This is a genomic window from Variovorax raffinosi, assembly GCF_051216615.1.
In the GTDB taxonomy this organism is placed as follows: Bacteria; Pseudomonadota; Gammaproteobacteria; order Burkholderiales; family Burkholderiaceae_C; genus Variovorax.
This window is the reverse complement of sequence record NZ_JBPJZR010000002.1, coordinates 142,653-161,127: the sequence shown is the minus strand read 5'-3', so window position 1 is coordinate 161,127 and position 18,475 is coordinate 142,653. Positions and strand designations below refer to the sequence as shown.

The following is an 18,475-nucleotide window of genomic DNA, read 5'->3' as shown; positions in this document are numbered from 1 at the left end:
CTTGGACGATGAGCGCGCGGGCACGCTTCGATAAGGTCATGGCGTCGGTGCGCATGCACGCCCTGCGCAACAGACCCGCACAACAACCCCAAGGAGACAAGACATGACCCTGCAAGGAAAAATCGCCGTCGTGACCGGCGGCGCCAACGGCATCGGCCATGCGGCGGCGCTGCGGCTGGCACGCGACGGCGCGGACATCGCGCTGCTCGACCGCGACGAGGCCGGGCTGCGCCAGACCGCCGAGGACGTGCGCGCGCTCGGCCGGCAGGCCGAGACGTACGCCATCGACTGCACCAGCGAGGCCGCGGTGCGCGAGGCCTTCGCCGGCATCGACCGCCGCTTCGGGCGCGTGGACATCCTGTTCAACAACGTCGGCCAGGGCGCGCGTGAGAACACGCACGAGTTCCTGCAGGCCGACCTGGCGTCCATCGACTTCCTGTTCGCCGTGAACCTCAAGACCTGCGTGCTGTGCTCGCAGCAGGTGGTGGCGCAGATGCGCGAGCGCCGCAGCGGCAAGATCATCAACGTGACCTCGGAAGCGGCCGTCAACGGCGTGCTGCGCAACTGGGACTACGCGGCGGTCAAGGCCGGCGTGATCGGTTTCACGCGCGCCCTGGCGCGCGAGATGGCACCCTTCCAGGTCAACGTCAACGTGATCGGCCCCGGTGCCACGCGCACCCGCGCCATCGAGCAGGCGCCCAAGGACCTGATGGACAAGGTGATCGCGGGCATTCCCATGCAGCGCATCGCCGAGCCGGAGGAGATCGCCAGCGTGGTCTCGTTCTTTGCGGGCGATGCGAGCAATTACGTGACCGGGCAGACGCTGCTGGTCAACGGGGGCAACTGGATGCTGTGAACGGCGATGCGGCGGCCCGCGCCTGCACGGCGGGCCGCCTCGTTCGTGTTCCTACATGCAGCTGCGTTCGGGCAGGCCGTCTTCGCGTTTCTTGTCGGGCCGGGTGACGAACACGATGGCGTCGGTGCCCACCAGGAAGTGGTTGGTGGGCGATGCCGAGAGCGGACCGTTGATGCGCCCCTTGACGGTCTGGGCGTTCTTCTCGATCCATGCCGCCAGCACCGGGCCGTCGAAGGACTGGGTCGCCTCGATGGCGGCCTTCACGATGTAGACCCCGTCATAGGCCATGCTGACGACCTGCTGGTTGAGCTGCGCGAAGTTCTTGCTGTCGGCGGCCTTGAGCTTCGTGACGAACTTGCCGAACTCGGTCTGGCCGACCGCATCGCCGGGGCAGTAGGTGTAGGCCTTGAGCAGCTGGCCGGCGGTCAGCCCGTTGCTGAACGCATCGGGGCCGCCGGTGCGCATGACCATCGGAACGTTCAACGCGGCCGAGTTGCTGACCAGCTTGACCTTCCAGCCCACCTCGTCCAGGTTCTTGAGGATGGAGCCGGTGTCGTCGCCCGTGCTGCTGACCTGCAGCAGCACCTCGGGGTTGCCCCGGCGCAGCGACAGGATCTGCGAGGTCATGTCGGTGATGTGCGGCTCATGCTGCTGCGTGCCGGTCACCTTGATGCCGCGCGCCGCGAGCATGCGCTGCAGGTTGTCCTGCGCGGACTTTCCCTGGCTGCCGGTGTCGGTGATGATCGCCGCCGACTTCACCTTCAGCACGTTGGCGATGTAGTCGGTCATGGCCTCGGAGACGGCCTCGATGCTGGTGAACAGGCTGAAGTGGTAGGGCGCCACCTTGGGCGTGATGGCCGACGAACCGGAGACGCTGATGTTGGCGATGCGGGCCTCGGTCAGTACCGGTGCGATGGCCAGCGTCGCCTGGCTCACCATGGGGCCGACCAGGACCTGGATCCTGTCCTTGGAGATCAGGCGCTTGACGGCGGTGACCGCCTGGGTCGGGTCGTTGGCGTCGTCGCCGACGAACAGGTCGACCTGGCGCCCGAGGATGCCGCCGGACTTGTTGATTTCATTGACCGCCATCTTGTAGCCGGCCAGCGAGGTCAGGCCGTTGGCCGGGTTGCCGGTCACCGACACCAGCGCGCCCAGGCGCACGGGCTCGCCGGCGGGTTGGGCCAGCGCCGGCAGGCAGCAGGCAGCGGCGACGAGCCCGGCGACCAGGGTGCGCCGGGCAGGGGAAAAAACAGGGGCCCGGTGAGGGGCTCGCGAAGGCTTCATTTGTCTGCTCCATCGTTATTGAAAGAATGCGAGGCTTGCCGCGCACGCGCGGTGCTTCAGTGCGGATGGTCTGTACTTCGGGGTGGGCGGGCATCGTCCAGTCGGACTAAGGTCTGCGCGATGTTTTTCTAGTCCGAACAGACGAAGACCTGCGCGGGGGCGAAAGCAAGAATGGGCCTCGCGGGGAACTCTCTTCCCCGATCCATCGGACAAGGAGCCCCATGCATATTCTCGTCGTCGGCGGGTCCGGAATGATTGGCGGGCATGCGGCCCTGCATCTGGCTGCCGCAGGGCATGAGGTCACGATCGCCTCGCGCAACCCACCGGCCGAGACGACGCCGATGGTGGCCATGGAATTTCTTCAGGGCGACTACGTGGCCGGCAGTTTCAGGAGCGCCGATCTCGCGCGCTTCGACGCGATGGTGTTCGCGGCCGGGCAGGACCCGCGCCACCTGCGCAAGGGAGACGATGCAGCTGCGCACTGGGAGCGCGCCAACGTGGAAGCGGTGCCGCGCTTTTTTGCGCAGGCCCGTGACGCAGGCGTGCGGCGCGCCGTCAACATCGGCAGCTTCTATCCGCAGGCTGCGCCGCGATTGATCGAGGGCAACCCCTACATCCTGTCGCGCCATCGCGTCGACGAGGCCGTGCGCGCGCTCTGCACGCCGGACTTCAGCGTCGTCTGCCTGAATCCGCCCTACATGCTCGGCGCCGTCCCCGGCCTCGGTTCGCGCGCGTTCGAGCGGCTGACCCACTATGCGCAGGGGCTGGTCGCGAAGATCCCGGTGTTCGCGCCGACGGGCGGCGTCAACTTCATGTCGACACGCTCGCTGGCGCAGGCGATCGAAGGTGCGTTGGCGCGCGGCGAACCGGGACGCGCCTATCTGGTCGGTGACCAGAACCTGTCCTTCCTCGACTACTTCACGGCCTTCTTTCGCGCCGTCGGCAACACGGCGGCGATCCCGCAACTGGCGCAAGACCATCCGCTGGCGTCCAGCTTCGCCGGGCTGGGCGGCACCCTGTATTTCGAACCCGATCCGGCGCAGACGGCACTGCTGGGCTACGACCGGCACGACATCGACCGGGCGATCGAAGAGATCGTCGCCCAGTACAGGCACCCATGACACCGACGAGCATGCCACCGAGCATCGACCTGCACGGCAAGGTCGCGTGGGTGACCGGTGGCGGCGCCGGCATCGGCCGCGCGATCGCCCTGGCCTATGCGCAACTGGGCGCGCGCGTCGCCGTCGCCGAGGCGGACCCCGGGCGCGCCGCGAGCCTGCAGGCCGCGCTCAATGCGCAGGGCGTGGATGCGCTGGTCAGTTGCACCGACGTGCGCGATGCCGGGCAAGTCGATGCCTGCATCGCGGCCATCGAACAACGCTATGGCCGGCTGGATGTGCTGGTCAACAACGTCGGCGATTTCCTGCGCATCTTCGGGCGCTTCGAGCGGCACTCCGAGGCGCAGTGGGAGCAGCTCTACGACATCAACCTGAAGCAGGTCTTTCGCGTCACGCGCGCGGCCTTGCCGCTGATGCTGCGCACCGAGGGCGACCGTTCCATCATCAACCTGAGCACCATCGAGGCGTTTCGCGGCATTCCGAATTGCCCGGTGTATTCGGCCTTCAAGGCCGGCCTCATCGGATTCACGCGCAGCCTGGCGGTGGGCCAGGCGCCGCGCGGCATCCGCGTCAATGCCATCGCCCCGGAGACCACCGATTCGCTCCAGGTGGACCTGTCGGGCCTGCCGCCCCTGCTGCGCGAGAACCCGCAGCACTGGGTGCCGCTCGGGCGCTACGGGCGGCCGCGCGACGTGGCCGGTGCCGCCGTGTTCCTGGCCAGCGAGTTGTCGTCGTGGGTCACCGGCACGACCCTGCACGTCGATGGCGGCGCGCTCGCGGCGGGCGGTTTCTATCGCACGCCCGAAGGCCACTGGACCAACGCGCCGCTGGTCAGTGGCTCCGGTTTTTCCATCTAGGCGGTGGGCATGGACGCGCATGATCGGCCGGCCGCGATGGCGTCCGTCGATGCCCTGGAGGCCATGGAAGCGATCCGGCAGCTCAAGGCCTGCTACTGCCTGTGCGTCGACGGCCAGCGATGGGATGAGCTGCGCGAACTCTTCACGCCCGATGCCACCACGGACACCGGCGGCCAGGGCCGATGGCGCGGCCGCGACAGCTTCGTGGACAAGGTGTCGACGCTGTTCGCCGGCGCCGTCACGCTGCATGTCGCGGGCATGCCCTTCATCACGCTGCAATCGTCCACCGCCGCCCGCGGCATCTGGTCGATGGAAGACCGGCTGTGGTTCCCCGACGCCGCCGCTGCGGATGGCTGGCGCCACTGGCAGGGCAGCGGCCGCTACCACGAAGACTATGCGCGGGTGCAGGGGCGCTGGCTGACCCGCACGATGCGGCTGGAGCGCGTGGAACCGAGGCCGGGGCGCGGTTGAACTCTTCTCTTCGGAAATTGAAATGACCCTGCCTGTCACCTTGTCCACGCACGGCCGGATCGGTGTGATCACCGTCCACTCGCCGCCGGTCAACGCCTTGTCGCAGGCTGTCAGGGCCGGCCTGCTGGAGGCGGTCTTGCGCGGGGGCTCGGACCCCGCGCTGGATGCGCTGGTGCTGGTCTGCAAGGGCCGCACCTTCATCGTCGGCGCGGACATCCGCGAGTTCGGCCAGCCGATGCGGGAGCCCCAGCTGGCCGAGGTGGTGAGTGCCATCGCACGGTCCGCCAAGCCCGTCATCGCCGCCATGCACGGCACGGCCCTCGGCGGCGGCTTCGAGCTGGCGCTGGCCTGCCAGTTCCGCGTGGCGCTGGCCTCGGCCCAGGTCGGCCTGCCGGAGGTCAAGCTCGGCATCCTGCCCGGCTGCGGCGGAACGCAACGCCTGCCCCGGCTCATCGGCGTGGAAGAAGCGCTGCGGCTGGTCGTCGAAGGCAACCCCATCGGTGCGGCCCGGGCGATGGCCCTGGGCGCCATCGATGCCGTGATCGACGGCGACCTGCTGGCCGGCAGCCTGGCCTTTGCCGAAGAGGTCGTGGCGGGCACGCGGCCGATGCGCCGCATCGGCGAGCCACCCGTCGCGCCGGTCGATCCGCGGGTCTTCGACGGCTGGGAGGCCAGCGTCGCCAAAAAATTCAGGGGCTTTCTCGCGCCCGCTCGCGGCATCCAGGCGATTCGCGGGGCTTGCGAACTGGCGTTGACCGAAGGCCTGGCGCGCGAAGGCGAACTGTCGCGGGCGTTGCTGGCTTCGCCGCAGTCCGACGCATTGCGGCACCTGTTCTTTGCCGAACGCGAAGTCGGCAAGGTGCCCGGCCTGCCCGAAGGCACGCCGGTGCGCGGCATCGCCTCGGTCGCGGTCATCGGCTGCGGCAGCATGGGCGCGGGCATCACCCAGTGCTTTCTGAATGCCGGCCTGCCGGTGCTGTGGCTGAGCCGCAGCGAAGAAGGCACGGCGCGCGGCCTGGGCATGGTGCGCAAGAACTACGCGGGCGGCGTGGCGCGCGGCACGCTGACGCAGGCGGCCATGGACCAACGGCTGGCCCTGCTCACCATGACCATGTCATGGGACGCACTTGGCGCCGTGGACCTGGTGATCGAGGCCGTGGCCGAGGACATGGCCGCCAAGCAGGCCGTGTTCGCCGAACTTGACCGGGTCTGCAAGCCGGGCGCCATCCTGGCGACCAACACCTCCTACCTCAGCATCGACGCGCTGGCCGACGCAACGCGCCGTCCCGGGTCGGTGGTGGGCATGCATTTCTTCAACCCGGCCCACGTCATGAAGCTGCTGGAGAACGTGCGGGGCGCGAAGACCGCGCCCGACGTGCTGGCCACCGTGATGCAGCTTGGAAAGACGCTCGGCAAGCAAGCCGTGCTGGTCGGCATGTGCGACGGCTTCGTCGGCAACCGCATGCTGGCCAGGCGTTCGCGCGAAGGCTTCTTCATGCTGGAGGAGGGCGCGACGCCGTGGCAGATCGACAAGGTGCTGTTCGACTTCGGTTTCCCCATGGGCCCGTACGCCATGAGCGATCTGGCCGGCCTGGACGTGGCCTGGGCCGCGCGCAAGGCCCGCTGGGGCCGGCTCACGCCCCGCGAGCAGGCCTGCGACATCCTGGACCAGCTCTGCCGGCTGCAGCGCTACGGACAGAAGACCGGACGGGGCTACTACAGCTACGACGACCGCGACAACCCGCAGCGCGCCATGCCCGATGCGGACATCGAGGCGTTGATCGCGGCGCACTCGCAGCGCCGGGGGCTGGTGCGCCGCGCGGTGCCCCACGACGAAATTCTCGAGCGCTGCCTGTTCGCCATGGTCAACGAAGGCGCCCGGATCCTGGAGGAAGGCATGGCCTCGCGCGCGCTCGACATCGACGTGGTCTGGGTCCACGGCTTTGGCTTTCCCCGCTACCGGGGCGGCCCGATGTTCCATGCCGACCAGATCGGCCTGAAGCGCATCCACCGCGCGATACAGGGCTACCAGCAGACGCTGGGTGCCGAACACTGGACGCCGTCGCCGCTGCTCGCGCGCCTGGCCCGTGAAGGCAAGGGCTTCTACAGCCTGTGAGCCGGGTGGCGGGCAGGGGGCGATCGCCTTCAGGCCAGTGACATGCCACCGTCGAGCGTGACCTCGGCGCCCGTGCAGTACGCGGCCTCGTCGCTGGCCAGGAACGCCACCAGTCGCGCGACCTCCTCGGGCGTGCCCCGCCTGGGAATGGGTTGCTTCGCGCAGGCCGCAACGACGGGCTCGCCCGGTACGCTCGGACGCAGTCCGGCCATCCGTGTCGCGATGGCGCCGGGCAGCACCGCATTGACGCGGATGTTGTCAGGGCCGAACTCCAGCGCCGCGCACTTGCTCATGCCCAGCACCGCGTGCTTGCTGGCGACATAGGCCGAGCCGTCGCGCATGCCCTGGCGCCCGGCCAGCGATGCGATGTTGACGATGGCACCGCCGCCTGCGCGCCGCAGCGCGGGCAGCGCGGCCTTCATGCCGAGCCAGCAGCCGACCTGGTTCACGTCGATCACGGCGCGATAGCTGTCCAGCGTCATGGCCTCGATGGATTGCCATGCCAGCACGCCGGCGTTGTTGACCAGGATGTCCAGGCGGCCGAAGGCCTGCTCGGCGGTGGCCACGGCGCCGGCCCACGCTTGCGGGTCGCGCACGTCCAGTTCCACCGCGCGCGCGGCTTCGCCCAGCGCGTGCGCCAGTTGCCGGGCCGCGTCCACGGCAATGTCGGCGATCACCACCCGTGCGCCTTCCTTGACGAAGAGGCGCGCGATCGCCTCGCCCATGCCTTGAGCGGCGCCGCTGACCAGCGCGGTCCTGCCTTCGAGTTTTCCCACCTTGTGCTCCTTGAGAAATGTCGAGGGCATGGTGCGCCGGATGCCGTGCGCGGGCATCGTCCGAATGAAGGGGGTGCGGCCCAGTGGCCCGGCGTTCGCCTGCATCGCAGCGTGATGCCGCCATGCGCACAGCACCATCCGGCAAATCAGGCCGGCGCCGATTGCGAAGGACTCAAGGGCGAGGCGATGGCGCCGCGCCAGCCAGTTGCAGCAGGCCCGGCACCTCGCTGCGCCCGACGCCGAGGTCGCACAATTCGTGCTCGCTCATGGCCTTCAGTTGCGATGCGTCGACACGGAGGCGACGGTGGATTTCGATGTACCGGGTGCCATCGCGAAGGGCATCGAGGAGCCATCGACGTAATACAGCGAGCGTGAGCGTTGCCATGAGGTCCTCCTGGTTGGAGAACGCTCATCTTCCTGCGATACGTGCTAGTGTGGAAGTCGAGATTTCTGAGCCCACCTTCAGGGTTTCCGATGCGCCACCTCAACCTAGACCAACTGCGCACGCTGATTTCCATTGTCGACCTCGGCACATTCGCGGCCGCGGCGAAAGCGCTGCATCTGGCGCAGCCCACCGTGAGCCTGCACATCAGCGAGCTGGAGTCGCGCCTGGGCGCACCGCTCGTGATTCGCGGCAAGGGCCGCATTCTTCCCACCGCACCGGGTGCCGTGCTGGTCGAGGGCGGGCGCAAATTGCTGCGGGACACCGAAGACCTCGTCGATGCGACCCGGCGGCGCCATGAAGGCCGTACCGGCCGCGTGCGCCTGAGTGCTTCGACGGGCGTGGTGCTGGACATGCTCACGCAGGTGCTCGAAGCGCTCGAAGCCCAGCACTCGGAGATCGATGTCGAAGTGAGCATCCTCGTCACCAGCGAAGCGATCGCGCGGCTGGCCGCCGGCACGCTCGACATCGGGCTGGTGGCCATGCCCGCGCCGGTGATGTCCGGCCTGGTGGTTTCGCCCTGGCGCGAGCAGCCGATGGTGGCCTTCGTGCCGCAGCGCTGGAAGGCACCGAAGCACGCCACGCCGGCCTGGCTGGCCCGCAAGCCGCTGATCTTCAACGAAGCCAACACCTCCATGCACCAGCTCACGCTGGCGTGGTTTGCCGCGGCGGGCCTGGCGCCACGCCCGCGCATCGAACTCAACGTCGATACAGCGGTTCGCAGGCTGGTGGAGGCCGGTTACGGTGCCGCGCTGCTGCCGTTGCAAGCGGAGGCCGATGCGGTGGTTCCCACCGAACGGGTCCAGGTCGTTCCGCTGAAGCCGGCGTTGACATGGCGGCTTGGCGTGGCGCACAGGCCGCGCGCCATGCTCGACGGCGCGACCTTGAATGTGCTGAACGTGCTCGCCGGTTTGGGAAAGGGCGAGGAAGAAGGCACACCGGGGCAGGAACAATCGCAGTGAATGTTCGAGGCTCGTGCCCGAAGCGGCTCGGGCATTGCCCAGTCAGGTGGCGCGCCCGGAAAGCGTCTCCAGCAGCAGTTGCCCGAGTTCAGCCCGCCTGCCGGCCGACATGCGCGGCTTGATGGCCGCGATGGAGATGGCCGCGAACGGGGCCGCAGCATCGGGGATGACGGCGCCAACGCCGCCCACGCCCTGCGTGACCGTGTCGACCAGTTCAGAAAACCCGGTGCGCCGCGTGCGCGCGATGGCCTTGTTCATCAGGGCCGGCGTGAGTCCCGCCGCGTCGAACGCCGGCGCGTGCTGGGCGCGGATGCGGGCGATGTCCTCGTCGGTGGCCGACGAAAGAATCGCCAGGCCGGCCACGCCGATGCCCAGGGGCCTGATGTCTCCCACGCGCGTGCTGAAAATCTTCACCGGGAAGGCGCCGTCTTCCCGTGCAAGGCACACGGTGTAGTCGCCCTGGCGCGCGAGCAGGAACACCGTGTCTTCGGAGATGCGCGCCAGCCGCTGCAGCACGGGTTGATAGGTCGCCACCAGCGGTGCCCGCTTGAGCGAGGCAAAACCCAGCCGCATCGCTTCCAGGCCGAGCCTGTAGCGCCGCGTGACTGCATCGCGTTCGGCGAACTGTTCCTCGACCAGGCAGGTGAGCAGCCGGTGCGCCGTCGAGCGCTCCAGTTGGGTGAGCGCCACCACCTCGTTCACCGCCAACCCCGCTTCATGGTGCGCGCCCAGCGCTCGCAATACCTGGAGCGAACGGCGCATGTTCTGCGCCCCCGGGGTTTCCATAGGTTTGCTCACCATATGGGATATGTCCATGTTGTTGATCGCAGGATGAGCATATCAGCTCGAATATCGGCGCATTACCGAATGCAGGAGCCTTTCATGAGCGAACCCCTTCTTCTGGTCGAGCAGGCCGGCGCCGTGCGCCGCATATGGCTCAACCGCCCGCAGGCGCGCAATGCGCAGAGCCAGCAAATGCTGGACGAACTCGACCTCGCCTTCGAGGCCGCCCGCACCGATGCGGCCACCCGCGTGGTCGTGCTGGCCGCCAAGGGCGCGCATTTCTCGGCCGGCCATGACCTGAAGCAGGCGCAGGCCGAGCGCGCCGAGTTCACGGTGGAGGAACGCTGGGCCTACGAGGAGCAGCGCTACTTCAACTACTGCATGCGCATCTGGGACTTTCCCAAGCCCACCATCGCGCAGGTGCAGGGCGCGTGCGTCGCGGCGGGCTTCATGCTGGCGAACATGTGCGACCTGATGGTGGCGTCGGAAGATGCCTTCTTCTCCGATCCGGTCACGCACACCATGGGCGCCGCCGCGACCGAGGTGCTGATCCATCCGTGGGTCATGGGGCTGCGGCAGGCCAAGGAACTGCTGTTCACCGGCGAGCGCCTGACGGCTGCACAGGCCAAGGCGATGGGCATGGTCAACCGCGTGAGCGCCAACGACCGCCTGGACGAAGACACGATGGCGCTGGCGCAGCGCATCGCCCAGGCACCGCCCTTTGCGTTGCAGGTGCTCAAGAAATCGCTCAACCGCTCGGTCGATGTGCAGGGCATGCGCCAGGCGCTGTCGGCGCACTTCGACGTGCACCAGTTGAGCCACGTGAGCGAGGAATACCGCCGGACCAAGGAAGCGGGCCTGGCCAACGCCATCATCAAGGGGGCGCGCGCATGAGCGCTGCGGCATCGCCTCACCGCCTCGCCCCGTTGCTGCAGCCGCGTTCCATCGCCATGGTCGGCGCCAGCAACCAGCCCGGCCGCATCGGCGGCATGCCGCTCGACCTGCTGCGGCACTTCGGCTATGCGGGCAAGGTGTTCCCGATCAACCCGAAGTACCAGGAGGTCTTCGGCTACACCTGCTATCCCGACATCGAATCGTTGCCCGAGGTGCCCGACCTCGTGGTGCTGGCCATCGGCGCACAGGATGTGACCGCCATGCTCGAGCGCTGCCACGCCAAGGGCATTCCGGCGGCCATCGTGTATGCCGCCGGCTTTGCCGAGGCGGGCGAGGGCGGTGCCGCCCTGCAGCGCACGCTGGAGGCTTTCGTCTCGCGCAGCGGCATGGTGGTGGCCGGCCCCAACTGCATGGGCTTCGCCAACCTGAACCTGCAGGCGCACACGGCATTCGCCTCGGTGTTTCGCAACGTGCCGCCGCAGACGCAGCCCGGCCGCGTGAGCGTGCTCACGCAGAGCGGCAATGTCTGCTCGGCGGTGTTCGCGCTGATCCGCCGCCTCGGCGTGCCGGTGAGCCACTTCATCAACACCGGCAACGAAGCCACGCTGGAGTTTTCGCAGTACCTCGAATTCCTCGCGCAGGACGCGCAGACCGATTGCGTGATCGGCTATGTCGAGCAACTGCGCCACGGCCCGCGCTTCATCGATGCCGCGCTGTCGCTCGCCGCGCAGGGCAAGCCGCTGGTGATCTACAAGGCCGGCGAAACCGAAAAGGGGTCGGAGGCGGTGCGCTCCCACACCTCGGCACTGGCCGGCGACCTTGCGCTGTACAAGGCCGCCTTCGAGCAGCTCAACGTGATTCGCGGCACCGACTTCGCGCAGATGGCCGACCTGGCCTACCTGAGCGGCTTTCGCCGGCGCGAGGGCGGCAGCCGCGTGGCCATCGTCACCATGTCGGGCGCGCTCGGCGCCATCCTGGCCGACAAGCTGATCGGCGCGGGCCTGGACGTGCCGACGCTGCCGCCCGCGCTGCAGCAGGCGCTGCGCGAAGGCATTCCCGACTACGGCATGGTGTCGAACCCGATCGACGTGACCGGCAACGTGGTGAACCAGCCCGAGTTCGTGCGAACCATCTTCACCGCGCTGGCCGAAAGCGATGCGATCGACACGGTGATCGTCTATGCCCCGGGCTACCTGCTCGACCGCATGGCCGACACGCTGGTGGACGTGTGCGCGCGCCATCCGCGCCTGTTCGTCGCCATCGACACGGGTGCTGCGCAATGCCGTGCGCGCCTGGCCGATGCCGGCGTGCCGGTGTTCGACGACCTTGGCCGTGCCACGCAGGCACTGGCTCCGTACTGCCAGTGGCTGGCACGCCGTCCGGCGGTGGCGCGCTGGGCCGCCTTGCGCGCGGCGCCACCGCGGCACGATGCGGCCCCGCCGCTGCCCGCGAAGCTCAACGAGCACGACACCAAGACACTGCTCGCGCGCTTCGGCGTGCCGTCGCTGCCGGAGAAGGTCTGCACCGATGCCGACGCCGCGGTGCGTGCCGCCGAAGCGTTCGGCTGGCCCGTCGCGCTGAAGATCCTCAGCGCCGACATCGCGCACAAGACCGAGGCCGGCGGCGTGCGGCTGAACATTGCCGATGCGGCATCGCTGCGCACGGCGTGCGCCGAAGTGCTCGCCGCCGCGCGGCAGTACGACGCATCGGCGCGCATCGACGGCTTGCTGGTGCAGCCGATGGCCCGCGACGGCGTGGCCGAACTGATCGCCGGCGTCACGCACGACGCGGTGTTCGGCCCCGCGCTCACCGTGGGCCTCGGCGGCGTTCTGACCGAGCTGTACCGCGACGCGAGCCACCGCCTGCTGCCGGTCGATGCATCGATGGTCGGCGACATGCTGCGCGCGCTGAAGGCCTGGCCGCTGCTGGACGGATTCCGCGGGCGCCCCAAGGCCGACGTCGACGCGGCCTGCGCCAGCATCTCAGCCCTGTCCGATGCCGCAACGGCACTTGCCGCACAGGCGCAGGAGCTGGAGATCAATCCGCTGCAGGTGCGCGCGCGCGGCGAAGGCGCGGCGGCGCTCGACGCGCTGGTGCTGATGCGCCCCTCCGTTTGAAAGCCATCACAGGAGACAAGATGAAGAAGTCATTGATGAAGGGCTGGCCGGCTGCGGCACTTGCCGCCGCCGCATTGCTGGTCGCGCCCGTGGCCGCCCTTGCACAGGCCTACCCCGAGAAACCGATCCGCATGGTGCTGCCGTTCCCGCCTGGCGGCGTGACCGACATCCTGGCGCGCGCGCTGGCCGAGAAGCTCTCGCCGCGCCTGGGCCAGCCGGTCATCGTCGACAACAAGCCGGGTGCGGGCACGGTGCTGGCATCGGACCTTGTGGCGCGCTCACCGGCCGACGGCTACACGCTGCTGCTGGCGGCATCGTCGCTGGGCACCGCGCCGCTGCTCTACGAGAAGGTCAACTACGACCCGATCAAGAGCTTCACTCCGGTGACGCAAGTGGCCTCGGTGGTGCACGTGCTGGAGGTGAGCCCCCAGCTGCCGTTCAAGACGGTGGCCGAGCTGATCGCGTACGCCAGGCAGAACCCCGGCAAGCTCAACTACGCCTCGACCGGCACGGGCACTTCGACGCATCTCGAAGGCGAACTCTTCAAGAGCATGGCGAAGGTCGACATCGTGCACATCCCCTACAAGGGAAGCGGACCGGCGCTGACCGACGTAGTGGGCGGACAGGTGAACGTCATGATCGACGCCCTCGGATCGTCGGGCCCGTTCATCAAGTCCGGCAAGCTGCGCGCGCTGGCCGTCACCACGGCCAGGCGCTCCCAGTCGATTCCGGAACTGCCGACCGTCGCGGAGTCGGGCCTGCCCGGCTACGAAGCCATGCCGTGGCTCGGCCTGGTGGCGCCTGCGGGAACGCCCCAGCCCGTGGTGGACCGGCTGCAACGCGAGATCGTCGAGATCCTCAAGGAACCTGAACTGCGCGAGCGCTTCAAGGGCTGGGGCCTGGACATCATCGGCAACACGCCGGCCGAGTTCGCGAGCTTCCTGCGTCGCGACATCGACCAGTGGGCGCGCGTGATCACCAGCGCGAAGATCAAGGCCGACTGATGGCGCGGACCACCGGCAAAGCGAAGGAGCGCGCATGAACCTCGTGCTCACTGAAGAACAGGCCCTGATCCAGGCGAGCGCGCTGGACTGGCTTGCAGGCAATTGCGATTTTCGGCAACGGGAAGCGGGCCTGCACCGCGACGGCGGCTCGCCCGATGCCTGGCGCGCCTTTGCGCAGATGGGCTGGCTCGGGCTGCCGCTTCCGGAGGAAGCCGGAGGCCTCGGCATGGGACCGCTCGAAGCGGGCCTGCTGATGCAGGCCTTCGGGCGGCATCTCGTGGTCGAGCCCTGGCATGCCGCCGTGCTGCAGGCCGGTCGTCTGCTGGCGCTGGCGGGCACGGCCGAACAGCAGGCCGAATGGCTGCCTCGCCTGATGGCGGGCGAGCTGCGCCTGGCGCTGGCCCACATGGAGCCGGGTGACCGGCTGCCATGGGCGCAGCGGCGCACGACGGCACGACGGACAGCGGCCGGATGGCGCATCGATGGCGAAAAGCGCCAGGCCATCGCCGCCCCCGGCGCGGCGCGCTGGATCGTCTCTGCGACGGCCGAAGGCGCGACGCACCTGTTCCTGGTCGACCCCGCCGCTGAAGGCGTGCGGGTGGATGCCTACGACACCCTCTGTGGCGGTCGCGCGGCCGACATCGTGTTCGACGGCGCGGCGGCAACGCTCGTGGGCGAAGAAGACGCCGCACACACGCACACCGGCGATGCGGGCGCGCTCTTGCACAGGGTGCTGGCCGAAGGCCTGGTCGCGCTTGGCTGGGAGGCCACGGGCGCCATGCAGGCGGCGCTGGCACAGACCACCGCCTACACGCAGCAGCGCAGGCAGTTCGGCCAGAGCCTGTCGCAGTTCCAGGTGGTGCAGCACCGCCTGGCCGAAATGGCGGTGCATTGCGCCGAAGCGCAGGCGGTCTGCGAACTGGCTTCGATGCGGCTTGCACTGGTGCCCGATGCCGGCCCCGACCTGGCGGCGCTGGTGAAGAACAAGGTCGGGCGGGCGGCGCGCTTCGTGGCGCAGGAGGCCGTGCAGTTGCACGGTGCGATGGGCGTGTGCGAGGAGTTGCCCATTGCAGCCACCTTCCGGCTGCTGCTGGCCTTCGGGCAAGAGGGCGGCGACGTGGCATCCCATGCCTTGCACCGTGGCCGCGCGCTCGCGGCGAGCGGCGATTTCGCACACAGCCAGACGCTGCGCGAGCGCGCTGCGGCAGCGGCAGAAGAAGAACAAACACAAGCAGCATGAATCTCGAACTCGAACCCGCCGACCTGGCTTTTCGCGACGAGGTGCGCGGCTTTCTCGCCGCGCACCTGAGCGACGCACTGCGCGAAGGGCAGGGCGGCACCACCTCGATGTATCCGGAGCCCGAGGTCTCCACGCCCTGGCAGCGTGCGCTGCAGTCCAAGGGATGGCTGGTGCCGCTGTGGCCCAAGGAATGGGGCGGCACCGGATGGAGTGCGCTGCGGCGCTTCATCTTCGAGACGGAGTGCGCGCTGGCCGGCGCGCCGCTGGTGCACCCGATGGGCGTGCGCCTGGTGGGGCCGGTGATCCTGCGCTATGGCACGCAGGAGCAGAAGCAGCGCTACCTGCCGCGCATCCTGTCGAGCGAAGACTACTGGTGCCAGGGCTTCTCGGAGCCGAACGCGGGCTCCGACCTTGCATCGCTCTCGCTGCGCGCGCGGGCGGACGGCAGCGACTACGTGCTCGACGGCTCGAAGATCTGGACCAGCTACGCCCACCATGCCAACCGCATGTTCGCGCTGGTGCGCACCAGCGCCGAAGGCCGGAAGCAGCAGGGCATCAGCTTCCTGCTGATCGACATGACGCTGCCCGGCATCACCGTGCGCCCGATCGCCACGATCGGCGGCGACCACGAAGTCAACGAAGTGCACTTCGACGCGGTGCGCGTGCCCCAGGCCGATCGCATCGGCGAGGAGAACGCGGGCTGGGAATGCGCGAAGTACCTGCTCGAGTTCGAGCGCGGCGCGGGCATCTTCAGCCCCCGGCTGCGCTCGCAGTTGAAGCGCGTGGCGCAGGCCTTGCACGCGCCCGGCGCCGCCAGCGACGAACTGATGCGCCGCTTCGGCGAGGTGGTGTCGGACGTCGACACCTTCGAGTGGCTGGAGCTGCGCACCATGGGCGGCCTGGCCCCGGGCGCCAACCCCGGGCCGGTGTCGTCGATCCTGAAGCTGCGCGCGAGCCGGCTCAAGCAGGCCATCGGCGAACTCGGGGTGGAAGCCCTGGGTGCCGACAGCCTGCGCTGGCGCAGCGATCCGGCCGACAAGCGCAATGCCGCGGGCACGTTGGTGCCGGAGTACTGCAACAGCCGCGCGTACACCATCTTCGGTGGCGCGGCGGAGATTCAGTTGGGGCTCATCGCCCGGACGGTCCTGGACGCGTGAAGCCGCGGCGCCGGCGCGGTGCGCCAGGCAACCGCCGCTGGATCACGTGGCCGCAGTTCCAGGCACATACAGCCCGGCCTGCCGCGCACGCATGCAGGCCAGCGCGAAGGCGCTCTCCAACTGCGGCACCTGCTGCTGCAGGGCCGCTGCGCTTTCGAGCGCGGCACCAAGGATCGCATCGAGTTCCACGCTGCGCCCGGCCTCCAGGTCCTGCAGCATCGAGGTCTTGATCGCGCCGAGCTTGCGCGTCTGCGCCATGCGCTGCGCCGCGTCGGTGTGGATCGTCAGGCCCAGGCTCCGGCCGAGCGTGATGCACTCGTTCATCATGCGTTCGAAGAGGTGCCGCATCGGCGCATCGTCCAGCATCCGGTCGGTCGTCACGCCGGTCAGCAGGCTCAGCGGATTGGCGCAGGCATTGCCCAGCAGCTTGAGCCACAGCTCGCTGCGGATGTCCTCGCTCACGACCGCGCCCAGCCCCGCATCGGCCAGCACGCCGGCCCAGTGCTGCGCGCGTGCGCTGCTCCCTCCGGCGGGCTCTCCGATCGATACGCGCCCTCCGGAGCTGTGCACCACCGAGCCCGGCTCAGGGCAATGGCAGGAGGCCATCACGCTGCCGCCAAGCACCTGCTGCAAGCCGATGGTTCTTTCGATGGCGCCTTCGGGATCGACCCTGCGCAGGCGCAGGCCCGACAGCGGCTTATCGGGCACCAGGAAGTACCACCACGGCAAGCCATTGCCGATGGGCAGCACCGTCGCGCCTGCCTGCAAGAGGGGCGACAGCGTGGGCACCACGGCCGGCAGCACATGCGACTTGAGCGCCAGCACCACGAGTTCAGGCGGCTCCATCTCCAGCGGCGATGCCGCCGCCCGAACCGCGATGCTTCGCTGCGGTTCCGCGCCGCTCGCGTAGCGCAGGCCGTGTTTTTGAATCGCATCCAGCGTGGCGCCGCGGTCGAGCACGGTGACCGAGTGCCCCGCCTCTGCAAGCCGCGCCGCGAAGTGGCCGCCGATGGCGCCCGCGCCGATGACCGCGATGCGCAAAGGCTGCGTGCCGGAGGGGGAGCGCATGGACTCAGAAGGCATGGCGAAGTCCCAGGTCGTAGCCGGTCGAGCGCTTGGGTGAAAAAGCACCCGACACATAGCTCGGGCCGCCCACGGACAGCGACGCGCCGTTCTTGTTGTCGATGCGCGCAACGCTCGCATACAGCGCGGTGCGCTTGGACAGGTTGTGCACGTAGCTCAGCGCGAGCTGCCTGGCCTTCGGGTCCGGCGTGGTGCTGAACGGGCGGTTGTAGTCGTACTTCACTTTCGCATACGAGGCCCGGATCAGGCCCGGCCCCACCGGCACGGTGACGCCGAACATCAGGCCCGTGAGGTCGAGGTCGGACGAGGTGCCTGCAGCCACGCCGCTGACGATCGTCCGGTTCCTGATGCGCGACACCTCGCCGAAGAGCTTCGCCGCGCTCAGGTCGTACGAGGCGCCCAGGTTGATGGTGTCCTGTCGCAGCGTGCTGCCCGCGAGGTAGTCGCTCGCCAGCGTGTTGCGGCTGGCGGCCAGCGCCACGTTCAGCGGGCCCCGCTCATAGCCGAAGCGCCCGCCGGTGAAGCGGCCCGAGCGCGTGTCGGTCGCAGCCGGCGTCAGCGCGCCGGGCGAGGCGTGGTTCTTTTCGTTGAAGGCGTACTGCACCTGTCCGTAGAAACCGCCCAGGTTCGCCGGCAGGAAGTACGCCACCATGTTGCTGCTGCGCGCATAGGCATTGACCAGCACGGCCGACACGGGCGCCTGGCCCGGCACCGGCGCCGGTTGCGGCACGCCCAGCTTGCTCATCGCCGTACCGGCGCGGTAGAGCAGGTTGATGCCCACGCCGTTGACGCCGAGCGGGTCGAACACGAAGTCGTTGGCGAAGGTCGCGTTGATGTCGCGGCCCAGCCGGATCTCGCCGAAGCCGCCCGACAGGCTGACCGTCGAGCGGCGCGCAAAACTCTGCAGGCCGTCCAGCCCCGAGTCGTTCGTGAGCGCCGCTTCGAGCCAGAAGCTCGCGGCCAGTCCGCCGCCCATGTCCTCGGTGCCGCGAAAGCCGAGGCGGCTGGACGCAAGGCCCGAGTTCGACAGCACCGTCTGGCTGGCGGTGCGGCTGCCCTTGTTCAGGTAGAACGGATTGGCCAGCGTGGCCGACTTAGCGTCCGCCGACTTGTTCGAATAGCCGCTGATGCCGGCATCGAGCACGCCGAACAGCGTGATCGAAGATTGGGCGCACGCCGCGCCGGCAAACCCGGCGGCCGCAAGGCCCATCGCAAAAATCCTCATTGCTTGTCTCCTCCATGAAAGTTGGGGAGCGCATTGTTGGAGGAGCGATGGCATCGCCGCAAACGAAACGTTCAGACTTTTCTGCTGGTG

17 protein-coding genes are annotated in these 18,475 nt (G+C 68.8%); 11 read left to right on the top strand and 6 right to left on the bottom strand.

The window, feature by feature from the left end; genetic code table 11:
* The first annotated feature begins 103 nt into the window (after positions 1–103).
* Positions 104–856 carry an SDR family NAD(P)-dependent oxidoreductase gene (locus tag ACSFB7_RS06825; RefSeq protein WP_435468366.1) on the top strand — a complete coding sequence of 251 codons (753 nt, stop codon included), beginning with the start codon at positions 104–106 and terminating at the stop codon, positions 854–856.
* A gap of 51 nt (positions 857–907) precedes the next feature.
* On the opposite strand, the gene ACSFB7_RS06820 is transcribed toward ACSFB7_RS06825, so the two are convergent.
* On the bottom strand, positions 908–2,140 hold the full coding sequence (locus tag ACSFB7_RS06820; RefSeq protein WP_435468364.1) for an ABC transporter substrate-binding protein: 1,233 nt from the start codon (positions 2,138–2,140) through the stop codon (positions 908–910).
* Between the two features lie 221 nt (positions 2,141–2,361).
* On the opposite strand from ACSFB7_RS06820, the gene ACSFB7_RS06815 reads away from it, so the two are divergent.
* Genes ACSFB7_RS06815 through ACSFB7_RS06800 form a run of 4 tightly spaced genes read left to right on the top strand, consistent with a single transcriptional unit; the run spans position 2,362 to position 6,702 of the window.
* Positions 2,362–3,261, top strand: a complete 900-nt coding sequence (locus tag ACSFB7_RS06815) for an NAD-dependent epimerase/dehydratase family protein (RefSeq protein ID WP_435468362.1) — start codon at positions 2,362–2,364, stop codon at positions 3,259–3,261.
* A complete protein-coding gene (locus ACSFB7_RS06810) occupies positions 3,258–4,115 on the top strand; it encodes an SDR family NAD(P)-dependent oxidoreductase (protein ID WP_435468360.1) in 858 nt (285 codons plus the stop codon). The genes ACSFB7_RS06815 and ACSFB7_RS06810 overlap by 4 nt, the downstream gene beginning before the upstream one ends.
* A gap of 9 nt (positions 4,116–4,124) precedes the next feature.
* Positions 4,125–4,586 (top strand): nuclear transport factor 2 family protein, encoded by a 462-nt coding sequence (locus tag ACSFB7_RS06805; protein ID WP_435468358.1) that lies wholly within the window; start codon positions 4,125–4,127, stop codon positions 4,584–4,586.
* A gap of 22 nt (positions 4,587–4,608) precedes the next feature.
* Entirely contained in the window at positions 4,609–6,702 is a 2,094-nt protein-coding gene (locus ACSFB7_RS06800) for a 3-hydroxyacyl-CoA dehydrogenase NAD-binding domain-containing protein (RefSeq protein WP_435468356.1), read from the top strand.
* A 29-nt stretch (positions 6,703–6,731) separates the two neighbouring features.
* On the opposite strand, the gene ACSFB7_RS06795 is transcribed toward ACSFB7_RS06800, so the two are convergent.
* Together ACSFB7_RS06795 and ACSFB7_RS06790 are read right to left on the bottom strand one after the other, a co-directional pair.
* Complete coding sequence (locus tag ACSFB7_RS06795) at positions 6,732–7,508, bottom strand: SDR family NAD(P)-dependent oxidoreductase (protein WP_435468354.1); 777 nt, start codon at positions 7,506–7,508, stop codon at positions 6,732–6,734.
* A 142-nt stretch (positions 7,509–7,650) separates the two neighbouring features.
* Positions 7,651–7,863, bottom strand: a complete 213-nt coding sequence (locus ACSFB7_RS06790) for a YjiS-like domain-containing protein (protein ID WP_435468353.1) — start codon at positions 7,861–7,863, stop codon at positions 7,651–7,653.
* A gap of 89 nt (positions 7,864–7,952) precedes the next feature.
* On the opposite strand from ACSFB7_RS06790, the gene ACSFB7_RS06785 reads away from it, so the two are divergent.
* Positions 7,953–8,882 (top strand): LysR family transcriptional regulator, encoded by a 930-nt coding sequence (locus tag ACSFB7_RS06785; RefSeq protein ID WP_435468351.1) that lies wholly within the window; start codon positions 7,953–7,955, stop codon positions 8,880–8,882.
* Between the two features lie 42 nt (positions 8,883–8,924).
* Here the strand turns inward: ACSFB7_RS06785 and ACSFB7_RS06780 are convergent, their stop codons facing one another.
* A complete protein-coding gene (locus ACSFB7_RS06780; RefSeq protein WP_435468349.1) occupies positions 8,925–9,683 on the bottom strand; it encodes an IclR family transcriptional regulator in 759 nt (252 codons plus the stop codon).
* Between the two features lie 81 nt (positions 9,684–9,764).
* Here ACSFB7_RS06780 and ACSFB7_RS06775 point away from each other — a divergent pair, with 81 nt between their 5' ends.
* The 5 genes from ACSFB7_RS06775 to ACSFB7_RS06755 are packed head-to-tail and all read left to right on the top strand — an operon-like array spanning position 9,765 to position 16,077.
* A complete protein-coding gene (locus tag ACSFB7_RS06775; RefSeq protein WP_435468347.1) occupies positions 9,765–10,559 on the top strand; it encodes an enoyl-CoA hydratase in 795 nt (264 codons plus the stop codon).
* Positions 10,556–12,676, top strand: a complete 2,121-nt coding sequence (locus tag ACSFB7_RS06770) for an acetate--CoA ligase family protein (RefSeq protein WP_435468345.1) — start codon at positions 10,556–10,558, stop codon at positions 12,674–12,676. Before ACSFB7_RS06775 ends, ACSFB7_RS06770 begins: the two co-directional genes overlap by 4 nt.
* Before the next feature lie 20 nt (positions 12,677–12,696).
* On the top strand, positions 12,697–13,680 hold the full coding sequence (locus tag ACSFB7_RS06765; RefSeq protein WP_435468343.1) for a tripartite tricarboxylate transporter substrate binding protein: 984 nt from the start codon (positions 12,697–12,699) through the stop codon (positions 13,678–13,680).
* A 34-nt stretch (positions 13,681–13,714) separates the two neighbouring features.
* The gene (locus tag ACSFB7_RS06760; protein ID WP_435468341.1) at positions 13,715–14,920 is read left to right on the top strand and encodes an acyl-CoA dehydrogenase family protein; all 1,206 of its coding nucleotides are present in this window, start codon (positions 13,715–13,717) and stop codon (positions 14,918–14,920) included.
* Positions 14,917–16,077 (top strand): acyl-CoA dehydrogenase family protein, encoded by a 1,161-nt coding sequence (locus tag ACSFB7_RS06755; RefSeq protein WP_435468339.1) that lies wholly within the window; start codon positions 14,917–14,919, stop codon positions 16,075–16,077. The genes ACSFB7_RS06760 and ACSFB7_RS06755 overlap by 4 nt, the downstream gene beginning before the upstream one ends.
* A 42-nt stretch (positions 16,078–16,119) precedes the next feature.
* Here ACSFB7_RS06755 and ACSFB7_RS06750 read toward each other — a convergent pair whose 3' ends face one another.
* Both ACSFB7_RS06750 and ACSFB7_RS06745 read right to left on the bottom strand, forming a co-directional pair.
* Positions 16,120–17,160, bottom strand: coding sequence for a ketopantoate reductase family protein (locus ACSFB7_RS06750; protein WP_435468337.1), 1,041 nt, complete (start codon positions 17,158–17,160; stop codon positions 16,120–16,122).
* On the bottom strand, positions 17,150–18,385 hold the full coding sequence (locus ACSFB7_RS06745) for a porin (protein ID WP_435468335.1): 1,236 nt from the start codon (positions 18,383–18,385) through the stop codon (positions 17,150–17,152). The genes ACSFB7_RS06750 and ACSFB7_RS06745 overlap by 11 nt, the downstream gene beginning before the upstream one ends.
* Positions 18,386–18,475 lie beyond the last annotated feature (90 nt).

Excerpts from the sequence above, each read along its gene's own strand:
- ACSFB7_RS06820 (WP_435468364.1), bottom strand. The coding sequence starts at position 2,140 with ATGAAGCCTTCGCGAGCCCCTCACCGGGCCCCTGTTTTTTCCCCTGCC.
- ACSFB7_RS06780 (WP_435468349.1), bottom strand. The coding sequence starts at position 9,683 with ATGGTGAGCAAACCTATGGAAACCCCGGGGGCGCAGAACATGCGCCGT.
- ACSFB7_RS06790 (WP_435468353.1), bottom strand. The coding sequence starts at position 7,863 with ATGGCAACGCTCACGCTCGCTGTATTACGTCGATGGCTCCTCGATGCC.
- ACSFB7_RS06795 (WP_435468354.1), bottom strand. The coding sequence starts at position 7,508 with ATGCCCTCGACATTTCTCAAGGAGCACAAGGTGGGAAAACTCGAAGGC.
- ACSFB7_RS06775 (WP_435468347.1), top strand. The coding sequence starts at position 9,765 with ATGAGCGAACCCCTTCTTCTGGTCGAGCAGGCCGGCGCCGTGCGCCGC.
- ACSFB7_RS06750 (WP_435468337.1), bottom strand. The coding sequence starts at position 17,160 with ATGCCTTCTGAGTCCATGCGCTCCCCCTCCGGCACGCAGCCTTTGCGC.
- ACSFB7_RS06810 (WP_435468360.1), top strand. The coding sequence starts at position 3,258 with ATGACACCGACGAGCATGCCACCGAGCATCGACCTGCACGGCAAGGTC.
- ACSFB7_RS06815 (WP_435468362.1), top strand. The coding sequence starts at position 2,362 with ATGCATATTCTCGTCGTCGGCGGGTCCGGAATGATTGGCGGGCATGCG.
- ACSFB7_RS06770 (WP_435468345.1), top strand. The coding sequence starts at position 10,556 with ATGAGCGCTGCGGCATCGCCTCACCGCCTCGCCCCGTTGCTGCAGCCG.
- ACSFB7_RS06755 (WP_435468339.1), top strand. The coding sequence starts at position 14,917 with ATGAATCTCGAACTCGAACCCGCCGACCTGGCTTTTCGCGACGAGGTG.
- ACSFB7_RS06765 (WP_435468343.1), top strand. The coding sequence starts at position 12,697 with ATGAAGAAGTCATTGATGAAGGGCTGGCCGGCTGCGGCACTTGCCGCC.
- ACSFB7_RS06785 (WP_435468351.1), top strand. The coding sequence starts at position 7,953 with ATGCGCCACCTCAACCTAGACCAACTGCGCACGCTGATTTCCATTGTC.
- ACSFB7_RS06760 (WP_435468341.1), top strand. The coding sequence starts at position 13,715 with ATGAACCTCGTGCTCACTGAAGAACAGGCCCTGATCCAGGCGAGCGCG.
- ACSFB7_RS06825 (WP_435468366.1), top strand. The coding sequence starts at position 104 with ATGACCCTGCAAGGAAAAATCGCCGTCGTGACCGGCGGCGCCAACGGC.
- ACSFB7_RS06745 (WP_435468335.1), bottom strand. The coding sequence starts at position 18,385 with ATGAGGATTTTTGCGATGGGCCTTGCGGCCGCCGGGTTTGCCGGCGCG.
- ACSFB7_RS06805 (WP_435468358.1), top strand. The coding sequence starts at position 4,125 with ATGGACGCGCATGATCGGCCGGCCGCGATGGCGTCCGTCGATGCCCTG.
- ACSFB7_RS06800 (WP_435468356.1), top strand. The coding sequence starts at position 4,609 with ATGACCCTGCCTGTCACCTTGTCCACGCACGGCCGGATCGGTGTGATC.